Origin of the sequence: Chryseobacterium sp. R2ACT005 (assembly GCF_049949215.1) — a bacterium.
GTDB lineage: Bacteria > Bacteroidota > Bacteroidia > Flavobacteriales > Weeksellaceae > Chryseobacterium.
The window spans coordinates 2,716,310-2,729,395 of sequence record NZ_CP188192.1 but is presented as its reverse complement, the minus strand read 5'-3'; the positions used below and the strand labels follow the sequence as shown (position 1 = coordinate 2,729,395).

Genomic DNA, 13,086 nt, shown 5'->3' with positions numbered 1-13,086 from the left:
ACAATGAAAAAAAAATATACTCCCACGGACAGGCTGATCACAAAGATCACAGGATGGATTTCAGTCTTAATCGTTGCCGCACTTGCCATATGGGGCGGTTTTACTCTAAAGAACTATTATGCATATGAACAGACCAATGATGCACAGGTTCAGGAATATGTGAACCCTATTATTTCAAGAGCCGGAGGATTCATCGTAGCTGTGAAATTTGAAGAAAATCAGGAAGTTAAAAAAGGGGATACGCTTCTGATTATAGATAACCGTGAATATATCCTTCAGCAAAAACAGACTCAGGCAGCTCTTCAGAAAGCCCGTGCCCAGCTGAAAGTATTGGAAAGCAACACAGGTACCACAGAAAAAGAAGCTGCAGCAGCAATGGCTCAGATAGATGCCAATAAAGCAAAAGTATGGAAGCAGCAGCTTGATTATAACAGATATAAAAAACTCTATGATGAAGAATCTGCCACAAAACAGCGGCTTGAAGATGTAAAAGCAACGTTGGATGTCAATGAAAGTGATTACCAATCTTCTCAGGATAATTATGCAGCTTCAAAATCAAAAATAAATGATATTCAGGCAGAAAAAACAGTTGTACTGGCAGAAATTGTAAGACTGGAAGCACTGCTGGACCGTCATAAACTTGATGTCAGCTATACCGCAGTTACTGCTGCTTATGACGGAAGAATGGGGAGAAGAACTGTTGAAGTTGGGCAGATGATTGATGCCGGAGAAACGTTGGCATTTATTGTCAATAATGAAACAGATAAATGGGTGGTTGCGAATTATAAGGAAACACAGATCAAGGATATGCATATCGGGGATCATGTGAAAATTGTAGCAGATTCTTATCCTGACAGGGAATTTAAAGGAACTATCATTTCGCTTTCCCCGGCTACCGGATCAAGTTTTTCATTACTGCCACCGGATAATTCTACCGGGAACTATGTGAAGATTGTACAGCGTATTCCTGTGAGAATAAAAGTAGATGGAACAAGAAAAGATATTGATGTGCTGAAAGTGGGAATGAACGTGAACGTATATGCCGACAAAAAACATTCTAATGGCTAAAAGACAAATGCCCTTTTTCAAAAAATGGGCACCGGAATGGCTGATCAAGATCATTCTCTTTTCGATGACTCTTCCGGGAATCATTATATTTTTTCTTCCTTTAGCTAATGTGAATGCAGCAGCGGGATATTATGGGAGCGAACCAGCGGATATTCAGTTTTCTGTAGCACTGTTTTATGCAGGATATGTAGGGTTTTACAGTTTGGAAAGAAGATTTTTTAGCTTTCTGGCTGCAAAGGAATATTTTCTTCTGTTTACCACACTGCAGATTTTGGCCTGCCTCGTCTGTTATTTTACCCGTGAAATTTATATCCTGTTTCCGGTGCGTTTCATGCAGGGAATGTTATTTGCAGGAAATGTGAATCTTTCGCTTACCCTGATTTTTACGAGGCTGAGCAGTGAAAGAGGAAGGGAGATTAGTTTTTCAGTGTTCTTCGGAATTCTGATCTGTGCGCTGCCGTTTAATAATCTGATCACTGCGGATCTTATTGATTCCTATAATTTTAATATTGTCTATAAAACGGCAATATTCTCTTACCTGCCGGGACTTATTTTCCTCACTCTTGCCATGAGCAATTACAGAACCCATGCGAGATTTCATCTGTATAAGCTGGATTGGCAGAGCTTCGGGCTGTTCAGTACGATCCTGGTACTGGTAGGATATATTACCATTTTTGGACAGGAATATTACTGGCTGGAAGATAACCGGATTTTGGGTAGTGTCATAGGAATTGTTGTTTTGGTAGGGATATCCATTTTCCGCCAGCAGGCCATTAAAAGACCCTATATTGATCTTCGGATTTTTAAATACAGAAACTTTAAAGTAGGGCTGCTGATCCTTTTTGTGATGTATATCTGTCGGTTTGCCTCAGGAATTGTCAACAATTATTTTGCTTCAGAACTGCATCTGGATCCGTTTCATATTTCCTATATCAATATTTTCAATCTTGCAGGGTTGGTTGCAGGGGTAATTATTGCCTGCTGTATGGTTTTGCAAAAGAAAAATATAAGGTATATCTGGGGCTTTGGATTTCTAATGCTGCTGATCTTTCATGGATTAATGTATTACTCTTTTGATGTTCAGGCTGATGAGTTTAATTATTATATTCCGTTGTTTCTTCAGGGATTGGGGGTAGGATTGATTATGGTTCCGACTATTATTTTTATTATTTCTTCAGTTCCTGCTATTATTGGTCCTTCAGCTGCTGCAACGGCTCTGGCAGTCCGATACCTGGGATTTTGCATCAGTATAGCACTGATCAATTTTTTTGAATTGTTTGAAAAAAGCCGCCATTATAATGCTTTTCAGGATCATTTAAGTGCTGTGGATCCGGCAGTCAAAAATTTTCTTCATCAGCAGACAGCTAAACTTATTTCCAGAGGGATGCCCGAAGACAAGGCGGTAAAAGCGGCCAATAAGCTGCTGGTAGGAAGAATGAATGTTCAGGATCATGTCCGTTTTGCTATGGATTATTATGAAATGATGATGTGGCTGCTTGCGGCTTCACTGTTATTGATTTTTCTTTTTCCCTATCTGAATCGTACAGCTCTTTATTTGAAATCACGAAGACTGTCGCCAGCTTAGGTGAAATTTTTAATGATTTGGAAAGTATAGCTTGTTAAGCTAATTTTATAGTAGAGTGCTGAGACTGTCTTATAAATAAGGCAGTCTCTTTTGTTATGACAGAAAAAGTAAACGTATTTTGGCCGGAAATGTATGTTTTTTGTCATTGCAGACAAGGCACTTTCTCGCTACATTTGTACTCATACAGAATGAGATATGAAGAAAGAAGAACAGCATACCGGGAAGAAAAATATAGTGCTTTTAGCATTACCACAGGTGCAGCTGCTTGATATTGCCGGACCGTGGGATGTTTTTACATCAGCAAACCGCTTTCTGAACAGCGAAAGTAAGGATTCCGGTTATCATGTTCATTTGGTATCCGGCACATCAGAAAAGATAATATATTCCGGTTCTGGAATGCCGTTGTCATGCATTCATACCATTTATGATATCGACTTTCCTATAGATACTTTACTCGTAGCTGGTACCAACTTGAGTGTGCTGGATGAGATCAGTCCCGATGCCTACCTTTATCTTCGAAATATAACACCACAAGTAAGGCGGATGGGATCAGTATGTGTGGGAGCATTTGTACTTGCCAAAGCAGGTCTGCTGGATGGCCGGCAAGTCACTACCCATTGGAAATTTGCAGATATACTGCAGAAATCTTACCCAAAACTGGTGGTCAATGTTAATCCATTTTTTATTTGTGACAAACCCATCTATACTTCAGGAGGTGTTTCTTCAGGAATGGATCTTGCGTTGGCACTCTTAGAAGAAGATTTTGGTAAAGCTTTGGCAGCAGAAGTTGCCTGCCATCTTGTTCTGCATTTAAAAAGACCCGGAATGCAGTCTCAGTTTGGAAATGCATTGCCGGAATATGAAACGATGTCTCCCTTTACAAAACAGGTTCGAGATCTGTTGAAAGACAAACTCGGAGAGATGGTAAACGTAGAATTCATTGCTGACTCTCTGAATATGAGTGTCCGCAATTTTTCGAGGGTATTTGTAAAAGAATCAGGATTAACTCCTGGCCGGTTTCTGGAAAAAATGAGGTTGGATCAGGCCAGGAATCTGCTGGAATATACTGATATGAGTATAGAGATCATTGCTGATAAGTGTGGCTTTAGCAGTGTTGTTTCGCTGCGTCGTTTATTCATTAAAAATATTTCTCTTACCCCGGCACAATACCGGAAAACATTTAAGCGCATAGAATAATCATTTTTCCCTTGCTTGTTTACAATAAAACTGATGATCATCAATTGTCAGTAAGGAAGAGCTATGCTTTTATTCTCAAAATAATCATCTTAAAAATAACAGAATTATGAAACACGTACAAAACAGTAAAACAATGAATGTAGCGTTTTTAGTTTATGATCAGGTAGAAGTACTTGATTTAAATGGTCCTTTGGATGTTTTTGTCAAAGCAAATGTCATACAGCCCAACAGTTATTATTGCTTTACAGTCGGAAAAACAAAAGAAGCCATATACACCGAAGCAAATACGATGGCTGTTATTCCTACCTATAACTTACAGACGTGTCCAAAGCCGGATATCATTGTCATTCCCGGCGCAAACCCTGACCATATTATGAAATATATTCAGGATAAGGATTTTCGGGAAACTGTGCTGAAATGGATTAAAAATCAGTACGACACCGGAACTGTTGTATTTACTGTATGCACGGGAAGTATGCTGCTATCGGGGACGGGTATACTTGCTGGTCATAATATCACAACTCATAGTATGCTGTTAGACGTTTTGGAACAGCACAATCCTGAAGCTAATGTCATCCGGAATGTACGTTATATTGATCAGGAAAAGCTGATAACAACTGCAGGAATTACAGCCGGAATTGATGCTGCACTCTATCTTACTGGAAAGCATCTGGGCCAGGAAACCGTTGATACTATCGTTAAGCTTTTTGAATACCAGAATAGTAAAGCTGATGTTTCAATGTAAAAGAATTTGATTAATAATTTTTGCCGACTGTAATAAGCCGGCAATTTTTTTTAAAAGAGGATTTAATTAATATCGGAAGCTGAATAGTTTAATACAAAGAGGAATAAGACCTATGGAAACAATAATATAAATAGCTACCCGAATATAATTAAGGGTTTTCCAAAGTGAGATTCTGGATAGTATTTCTTCTGAAACAGAAGAGGATGCTGCCAGGTTTTGAAACTGTATGATGTTTGGTGCGAAAAAGGCTAATGTCCAGACTCTTACTGCTGCATGAATGATGAATAAAGCCAGAAGCCAGTTCCTTACCGGATCAATTTTCCAGCAAAAAAAGAGGGCAAGAATAAAGGCAATTTCGTGAAGGGAATGAAGGATAATCCAAAAAAACTTCAGACTTGTTCCTTTTCCGTCCTGAAGCAGCTTAAAGGTGTCGGGTGGGGAAGAAGCCCATTTAGGCACAAATACAAGAGTTTCGAAAATCTGTGCACCATTCATAAGGAAGTAAAGCAATGTCGTAATGCAAAGCCATATTTCTGCACGGGTAATTGAAGTGACGGTTAAACTTTCCATGGGTTTATTATGGTTTTATGGGTTGTTTAAATGATCTGCTGTTTCTTTCATAAGGAGGGTCGCTTCCCTGAAATACCGTTCAATAGATTCTATTTCCTTTTGAGAAAAAGCAGCAATGAGGCTAAGTGTTTTTTGCTGCAGCTCATCGAAAATAGGTCCCAATAATTTCATACTATTCTCAACATTGGGAATGATGACTACCTTTCTTCGGTCTTCCCGGATAAATTGTCTTTTAAGAAGGTCTTTTTTCTCCAGACGATCTATCAACCCCGTCACAGCACCGGTAGTAAGACCTGTTAACTTTGATATTTCACCGGCTGTGATAGATTCATACTGCAAAATAAGTCCCAGATACTTGTGATCAGCACTGGAAAGACCTGCTTTTCTGGCAATAGCTTCGTGCATAAAAATAGAAGCATCAGAATAGGCTCTGCTGGCCTCACGAAAAAGAGATATAGTATCTTTAGTCATTAATTTAATTATTTAATAATTATCTTAGTTGCTAAGATATATTTTATTTTTGACTTAGCAAAATATATTTTATGTCCAAAAAACCGGTTCATCCGGAGATTCCTGTTATTGCTAAGATTGTATTGGAAAAAAAATAATTATCGTAATTAATTTATAAACAGGTGTTTGACTTTTTGGGTGTAAATTTTATTGTAAAAAAGCATAGAAAAATTTGGAATTAAAGACTGTTTTTCTATCTTTGCAGTCCCTTAAACAAAGGGATTTACTTGAAAAAGTAAGTGGCCGACTCGGTAGCTCAGCTGGTAGAGCAATACACTTTTAATGTATGGGTCCTGGGTTCGAATCCCAGCCGGGTCACTAGTAAAATGGATTGCTTAATTGAGCAATCCATTTTTAGTTTAATTATATTTCTTATTCATTTTATAATATTTGAAATTCAAATGATCTGATCTGCGATAGAACATGAAATTTTTGTCTCTGATTTTGTAAAAGTTAGCAGTATTTGGATCGTAAAATGTCTGGGAAGTATTGTAAATAAAGAAAAAGTTTCTATCTTTGCAGTCCCTTAAACAAAGGGATTTACTTGAAAAAGTAAGTGACCGACTCGGTAGCTCAGCTGGTAGAGCAATACACTTTTAATGTATGGGTCCTGGGTTCGAATCCCAGCCGGGTCACTTAAAAGAGACAACTATTATTAGTTGTCTCTTTTTAATTTGTCTGAATTTCTGGGACACTTATAATTGCACTATTAATAATACTCAAAGAAACTCCTGTAAATATTTCCGGTCGGGAATTTATTTTAAATATTTAGCTCAATTAGATGTAATAAATTAGGGTTATAGTTGTCTTATAATAAATACCTGCTAATCACAATTATCCGTTTTATGAAGTACAAAACAATTTTTATTTTGCTGTTTATTATATTGGCTATGATTAATGCTAATGCTCAAAAGATATTATCTCAAAATCTCAGGAGTAAAGATGAAGTCTATGATATTCAGGACAGCATTATGATCAGAACGCGTGATGGAGCTCTGCTCTCCGCTATTGTTGTTCGTAAGAAAAGTGATACAAAACCTAAACCTGTTATACTGCAATTTACCATTTATGTTCGTGATAAAGACAGGGATTTACAATCACTTAAAGATGCTGCAGATCGCGATTATATTGGTGTAATTGCTTATACAAGAGGTAAAAGATACAGCCCCAATGAAATATACCCATATGAGACCGATGGAAACGACACTTACGATGTTATTGACTGGATTAGTAAACAATTATGGTGTAATGGGAGTGTCGGAATGTACGGAGGAAGCTATAATGGGTTTACACAGTGGGCTGCAACCAAGAAAGTTCATCCTGCACTGAAAACCATTGTTCCCTATGTTGCTAACCGGCCGGGAATGGGATTGCCTATGGAAAATAACATTTTCATCAATCCAAATTATGAATGGTCTTTTTATGTTAGTAATAACAAATACCTGGATACAGAAACCGGCAATAATAGAAACCGGTTCAGAGCTATGATGTTTAAATGGTGGGAAAGTGGTGCAGCCTATAAGAAAATGGACAGTATTGATGGAACACCTAACAGATTGTTTCAACGCTGGATAAGTCATCCTGATTTCGACGATTACTGGCAAAAGATGGCTCCGTATAAAGAAGATTTTGCTCAGATAAGAATTCCGGTTTTGGCTTTTGATGGGTATTATAATGACTCCCAAAATTCAAGCCTATACTATTTACGGGAACTTAACAAATACAGTCCGGATACCCCGGTATATCTGGTGATAGGACCTTATGGACATTTTGGAACTCAGGTGGGAGGTGAAGAGATGATCAATGGATATAAAATAGATCCTGTGGCCCGCTTTAATATCAAAGAATATACTTACCAATGGTTTAATTTCATATTAAAAGGTGATAAGAAACCTGATTTTTTAAGAGATAAAATTAATTACCAGGTTATAGGTACTGACCAATGGCGCAGCGCACCTTCTTTAGATGCTATGCACAATACATATCTGAAGTTGTATTTGAGCAAAAACAAGTCGGGCAAATTCTATTCTTTAAGCTCTAACCAATCGAAAAACTCAGAATACTTTACCCAAGAAGTTGATTTTTCCGACCGAAAGAGCAGCAATAACGATTATTATCCGGATCCAATTGTTCGAGACAATATTGATGATAATGGTTTTGTCTTTGTTACTGAACCCTTTAAAGAGCCTTTGCTTATCAATGGCTCCTTTCTTGGGCAAATCAATTTAATCTGTAATAAAAAGGATCTTGATATAGGTCTCACATTATATGAAGTTACTGCTGAGGGTAAATATTTTCACTTGTCTTATTATATTGGTCGCGCAAGTTATGCAAAAGATCCTACCAAGCGCACTCTATTGACACCCGGAAAAAAAGAAACCATACCCTTTTCCAATACCCACCTGATAAGTAAGCAACTCCAAAAAGGAAGCAGGGTGGCAATTGTACTTAATGTTAATAAAAATGCTTTTTCCCAGCTTAATTATGGCACAGGTAAAGAGGTCAGTGAAGAAACAATTCTTGATGCCGGGGAACCTTTAAACATTAAATGGTTTAATGACAGTTTCATTGAAATCCCTATTTTAAAATAGAAACTTTTTCTTGTGATCCCTTGTAATCTTTTGAAATAGGATAGTAGTCTAACTTAACAGTCGTAGTCAATCAATGAAGAATTCTTTTTCTAACAAGCTTTATGAATTGGCTATATGTTTTTCATGTACCCTACAGGAAGCTTTCAGTTTATCAATAAAATAGGAGGGAGTTACACCATGTTCATTTTTAAAGGCGGTTACAAAAACCTTGTGGGTGACAAATCCACTTTCTTCAACGAGATAACTTATTTTATATTCTCTGTATTGGGGTTCATTATAGAGTTTGTGGACAACGTAGTTGATCCGTAATCCGTTGATGTAGTTTGAGAAATTTTTACCCCGGTGGATTTTGATAATTTCCGAAAGGTATTTAGTATTGGTGTTGAGGTTATTAGCGAGCCATGTAAGACTAACTTCTTTTTTCAGATATTTTTCTGAGGTTTCAAATTTCTCTAGTTTCTGAAGTAAGGCCTTTACAGTTTCGTCCGGTATAATAACAGAAGATTTGACCTCATTATTTGATGTCACCAGGTTGTTTTCTTCTTTCTTATTTTTTAATTTAGAAACCAGTTCCTCATATTTTTTTTGATGAATTTTGTTTTTTCTTCTCCAAAAAATGAAGATAATAATTGCAACTATCAATGCCAAAATGCATGTGATAGCCCATTGCTTTTTAGAATTTTCCTGATGTTCCTTATCTACTTGCTTAACCATCTTTTTCACAGTAGCATCTGTAGTGTTTTTTTCCATAAAACGAATACTGTCTTTAAGAGTAGTATACTTATCCATGTAAAACTTCGCTTTTTCCTTATTCCCTAATCCCAGATAATCAGAAGCTAGAATCTCATAAGAATCAACCTTGTTGTACGGATTGGGAAATTGTTTCTGCAGGTTAAGGGCTTGATTTCCGTATTGGATAGATTTATGGTATTCTTTCTTTTCCATATACAGCCAGCTGTATTGATTTAGTAGCATCGTTTTTTCTGTCTGCTCAATATCATACTCTTTATTTTCGTAAACAGTAGACGCTGCCAATAGATGCTCTTCAGCCTTATTAAGATTTCCTTTTACAGTAGGTTCCTCTAGACAATATATTGCTATTCTTATGTTGATAAAGGCAATAGCTCTGTATTTTTTCTTTTTGGATATCCCTTTACCATTATCAGTTACTTTTTTATTAGCTTCAAGGCTTTTATTAAGAAAGTATAATATGGAATCCTTATATTTTTTTTCTCCATATCGTTTTGAATTACTGTAATATGCGGTCATATTTTCATAATAGGTTCCTCGAAAATAGTATCTTTTATTTTCATTGCTGATATCTTCAGTGTAATGTATTGCTGTTTTCAAATCTTTAAGACCTGCATCGTCAAGACCAAGTGTAAAGAAAGTCAGAGCACTCTTTCCATATATCTGAGACAGTATACCTGCAGTATCTTTTTTATTTTTAGCTATTTTTTTTAGCTCATCTCCTAAATTGAGTACATGTTCATTCTTACTTTCTCTAGAATATACCGTCATTAATGCACTTCCTGCAGTCAGAATTCCGAATTGGAAACCTATTTTTTTAGACTCATTAAGTAATCGGAGATATTCTTTTTCTCTGTAGTCATCTTTTTCATTTCTATTGACTTTTCTAATTTGTTTCATAATAGCGAGTTCGGAAGGATTGCTTTGTGCAGAAGCAAATTGAAAAGAAAAAAGAATAAGAAAAAAATTAAGTAATTTCTTCATGATAATGATGAGGGTTGTTAATTCAGGCAATTGTTTTTATGATAGCAATTTACTATTTGCATGCAAATTTAGAGTATAAATTCTGTAAATGTTCCTATTTCCACGTATGCATATTGGAAAACACATTTTGCCATGTAGAAATTAAGTTCTGGCTATAATGCGTTGAAAATCAGTTATTGTCATTTGTAAAATGAAAATTGAATATAGAAATAGTATGGAATAATTCGGAAAGCACCAAGTATAACCTTTGTTGGGGGAGGTATGTTCATCCTAATATTGTCATTGCTTATTGAATGGTCTTTTATTAAAATATCCCAAACTAATTTTAATTTATTAATACAAATGAAAAAACAAATTACCCTTTTAGGAACATTATTAATTTCCTCTATCGTATTTTCACAAGTGGGCATCAATACAGATGCTCCGAAGTCCACTTTAGACGTGGTAGGAAAAGCAGCTGACACCAGTTCATTGGACGGTATCATTGCCCCTAGAATTACAGGCAATCAACTAAGAGCTAAAGTATATACTGCAGATCAGACGGGTGTGTTGGTATATGTAACAGCTGCAGATACAGCACCTTCAGGGCAGACTGTAGACGTTATCTCAATTGGATACTATTATTTCAATGGAACCAAATGGAAGAGTACAGGAAGTGATATTAATATTTACAAAGCAAACGGTTCATTGACAGGAACACGAACACTTTCCCTAAATAGTAATGTCTTAAATTTTACAGGTACCGATCAAAAAACTTTTTGGAGCGCGGATGGAAGTATTAACCAAAATAATTTGTTATCCTCATCTGGTTTAGCTTCTATGGCTTTTTATGGAGGTAATAATGCCAATTTATATATTCAGCAGTTCAGAAGTGGAACATCACAGATTATAGCAAGTGGAAGTAATACGAATCTTCTCATAGGTACAGGAGGTACAGATGCACCTTCTTATATCCGTTTTGATACTTCTGCGGGAAGTGGAGCAGTTGGAACAGGAAAAATGTTCATTAGCTCTGTTGGTAATGTAGGGATTGGAAATAATAATATCTCAACAGAAAAGCTTGATGTTATAGAAGGTACAACAAGGATTAGACAGCTCCCATTTAACGGTGCTAGCAATGCTATTAATACAACACCAGGAGGTACGGCTTCAACAAATCAAGATCAGACATTCACAGCAACCAGAACCGTAGTAGCTGATGCCAATGGGGTTTTAGGCTATGTAACAGGACTGCCGACTACAGGTGGCGGAACTGCTCCGTCAGGATCTATTAATGTGGGTGAAACAATTTCGCAGGTATATTCTATCCCGGCATCAACTACGAACGTCAATACATTTAATCTGAACACCTATATTATGGCCAATAGCTTACCTGTATTACCGGTACTTGATGGTTTACGGATAGATATACAGGGAGTGAACGGATCTTACTATGATCCAAGGATTTATAACGTTTCCGGTAATACTCAGTTAATAAGCTATCAGTCATTTGCAACGCAGGTCAATGAGAACGAAACTTCACTCAATAATTCTGTAGCAACAGGAGGTTATGTACAAGTGGATAGTAATAATATTGTATACTGGATGACTTCAGCGGCAGAAGTTGAAACAACGAATGTACAGGTTCAGATAGATGCAAGCACATATAGATGGTATGAGTTCAAATGGTGGTGCATGGAAATAGGTACGGGGCCTGCGGCTACCAAGAAAATTTTCTTGTCAATCACTCGTAAGGCATAATGTCAAACAGGAGATTTCTTACGTATAGCCTTGTAATTGCTGGAAGTCAATATTCTCTCAACATTGAAATCAATATCCTGAGATTCGCGGATGCTTATGTGGATGTAAATAAAGCAATGATTCTTCCCAAAATAGCTAGCCCACACCTCAACATTGTCAACCCTGCCGCTGGCATGATGGTATATGATACCACAAAAAAACAGCTGGCCATTTATAACGGAACTGTGTGGAGCTTTTGGAAACCATAAAAGGATTGATAAAAAACAGTAAACAGGTAATGTAAAAGTAGAAGGAACCTGGTTGTATTCGATGGGCTCTAACTGGAACTACTGGAAATGATTCTTCGGAATTAAAGAATATTTTTTAACATAAAACACAATTTATATATATCATTTCATCCTGCCGGAAGAGGACTTTTGGCAGGACTTTCAATACAAAGATTAAATGAATTTTAAAGACATTCATATAGGAAGCATGATTCGGAAAGCAGTTATAGAAAATAATGTAGAAACTTCCCGTATCTGTAATTACTTTCAATGCACAGAAAAAGAAATAGAGAAAATGTATCTGTCAGGAAGCATAGATATCCAAATATTACTAAAATGGAGTAAGCTTTTGGAATATGATTTTTTCAGACTCTATTCCCAGCATATTATTCTGTATGCACCGTTATCACGGAAAAATATATCTGAAAAACGAAAAAAGATAATCAGCCTTCCCCAGTTTCGTAAGACTATTTATACTCAGGAGGTCATAGATTTTATTCTGGAACAGATCAACACAGAAACCATGACGAAAAATGATGTGGTAGAACGATATGGTATCCCCAAAACAACACTTTTTAGGTGGATTAATAAATATAACAACAGATAATAAAAACATTTTGAATATGAAAAAATATGTTACACCAGATTTTAGACAGATTTACAAAGACATTCTTACCAGAAAATATCCGGAAAAATATGAGACTTGTGAAGGAGTTCTGCTAAAAAAAAATATTTTTACTTTGGACATCCTGAAAATTAATGCCCTTATTTTTGGCATATCAGAGAAAAATAGCCAGAAATACCGTTCATATAAAGAGTCAGATATTCTGTACATGTTAGAATATCAGAAAAAAAATAAGCTTAATAACGGACAATTGGCTGATCATTTTAAACTAAGCAGGAATACTGTGACCAAATGGAAGAAAATATATAACAGTTAAGAAATAAAACATAGTTTATTCAGCTGTTAGCTCAAACAGCTTATCCAGATTTTTTATAAAAGTGTTCAAAATGGTTGCTTTTATGTCTAAATATTAGTTTTCAGATTGTTACTGATGTGGTGCTAATAGCTTGATCTTC

General features: G+C 36.3%; 12 protein-coding genes and 2 tRNA genes. 11 read left to right on the top strand and 3 right to left on the bottom strand.

What is annotated here, in order from left to right:
• Window positions 1-3: 3 nt before the first annotated feature.
• The 4 genes from ACPF63_RS12490 (at window position 4) to ACPF63_RS12475 (ending at window position 4,595) form a co-directional block, all read left to right on the top strand.
• Window positions 4-1,068, top strand: coding sequence for an HlyD family secretion protein (locus tag ACPF63_RS12490; RefSeq protein ID WP_426480125.1), 1,065 nt, complete (start codon window positions 4-6; stop codon window positions 1,066-1,068).
• A complete protein-coding gene (locus ACPF63_RS12485) occupies window positions 1,061-2,653 on the top strand; it encodes a beta-carotene 15,15'-monooxygenase (RefSeq protein WP_426480124.1) in 1,593 nt (530 codons plus the stop codon). Before ACPF63_RS12490 ends, ACPF63_RS12485 begins: the two co-directional genes overlap by 8 nt.
• A 195-nt stretch (window positions 2,654-2,848) precedes the next feature.
• Complete coding sequence (locus tag ACPF63_RS12480; protein ID WP_426480123.1) at window positions 2,849-3,850, top strand: GlxA family transcriptional regulator; 1,002 nt, start codon at window positions 2,849-2,851, stop codon at window positions 3,848-3,850.
• A gap of 106 nt (window positions 3,851-3,956) precedes the next feature.
• Entirely contained in the window at window positions 3,957-4,595 is a 639-nt protein-coding gene (locus ACPF63_RS12475) for a DJ-1/PfpI family protein (RefSeq protein ID WP_426480122.1), read from the top strand.
• Window positions 4,596-4,661: 66 nt separating this feature from the next.
• Here ACPF63_RS12475 and ACPF63_RS12470 read toward each other — a convergent pair whose 3' ends face one another.
• On the bottom strand, window positions 4,662-5,165 hold the full coding sequence (locus ACPF63_RS12470) for a transposase (RefSeq protein WP_426480121.1): 504 nt from the start codon (window positions 5,163-5,165) through the stop codon (window positions 4,662-4,664).
• 15 nt (window positions 5,166-5,180) lie between these two features.
• A complete protein-coding gene (locus ACPF63_RS12465) occupies window positions 5,181-5,636 on the bottom strand; it encodes a MarR family winged helix-turn-helix transcriptional regulator (RefSeq protein WP_426480120.1) in 456 nt (151 codons plus the stop codon).
• Window positions 5,637-5,920: 284 nt separating this feature from the next.
• Between ACPF63_RS12465 and ACPF63_RS12460 the strand changes: the two genes are divergently transcribed.
• The 3 genes from ACPF63_RS12460 (at window position 5,921) to ACPF63_RS12450 (ending at window position 8,266) form a co-directional block, all read left to right on the top strand.
• Window positions 5,921-5,993: transfer RNA gene (locus ACPF63_RS12460), tRNA-Lys, on the top strand.
• Window positions 5,994-6,237: 244 nt separating this feature from the next.
• A tRNA-Lys gene (locus tag ACPF63_RS12455) sits at window positions 6,238-6,310 on the top strand.
• A gap of 210 nt (window positions 6,311-6,520) precedes the next feature.
• Window positions 6,521-8,266, top strand: coding sequence for a CocE/NonD family hydrolase (locus ACPF63_RS12450; protein WP_426480119.1), 1,746 nt, complete (start codon window positions 6,521-6,523; stop codon window positions 8,264-8,266).
• A 99-nt stretch (window positions 8,267-8,365) separates the two neighbouring features.
• Here the strand turns inward: ACPF63_RS12450 and ACPF63_RS12445 are convergent, their stop codons facing one another.
• Window positions 8,366-9,916, bottom strand: coding sequence for a helix-turn-helix domain-containing protein (locus ACPF63_RS12445; RefSeq protein ID WP_426480118.1), 1,551 nt, complete (start codon window positions 9,914-9,916; stop codon window positions 8,366-8,368).
• Window positions 9,917-10,342: 426 nt separating this feature from the next.
• On the opposite strand from ACPF63_RS12445, the gene ACPF63_RS12440 reads away from it, so the two are divergent.
• The 4 genes from ACPF63_RS12440 to ACPF63_RS12425 all read left to right on the top strand — a co-directional run bounded on the left by ACPF63_RS12440 (window position 10,343) and on the right by ACPF63_RS12425 (window position 12,947).
• Window positions 10,343-11,740 carry a hypothetical protein gene (locus ACPF63_RS12440; protein ID WP_426480117.1) on the top strand — a complete coding sequence of 466 codons (1,398 nt, stop codon included), beginning with the start codon at window positions 10,343-10,345 and terminating at the stop codon, window positions 11,738-11,740.
• Window positions 11,740-11,988, top strand: a complete 249-nt coding sequence (locus ACPF63_RS12435) for a hypothetical protein (protein WP_426480116.1) — start codon at window positions 11,740-11,742, stop codon at window positions 11,986-11,988. The genes ACPF63_RS12440 and ACPF63_RS12435 overlap by 1 nt, the downstream gene beginning before the upstream one ends.
• A 196-nt stretch (window positions 11,989-12,184) precedes the next feature.
• Window positions 12,185-12,613 carry a transposase gene (locus ACPF63_RS12430; protein ID WP_077414718.1) on the top strand — a complete coding sequence of 143 codons (429 nt, stop codon included), beginning with the start codon at window positions 12,185-12,187 and terminating at the stop codon, window positions 12,611-12,613.
• A gap of 16 nt (window positions 12,614-12,629) precedes the next feature.
• A complete protein-coding gene (locus ACPF63_RS12425) occupies window positions 12,630-12,947 on the top strand; it encodes a helix-turn-helix domain-containing protein (protein WP_426480115.1) in 318 nt (105 codons plus the stop codon).
• Window positions 12,948-13,086: the final 139 nt, after the last annotated feature.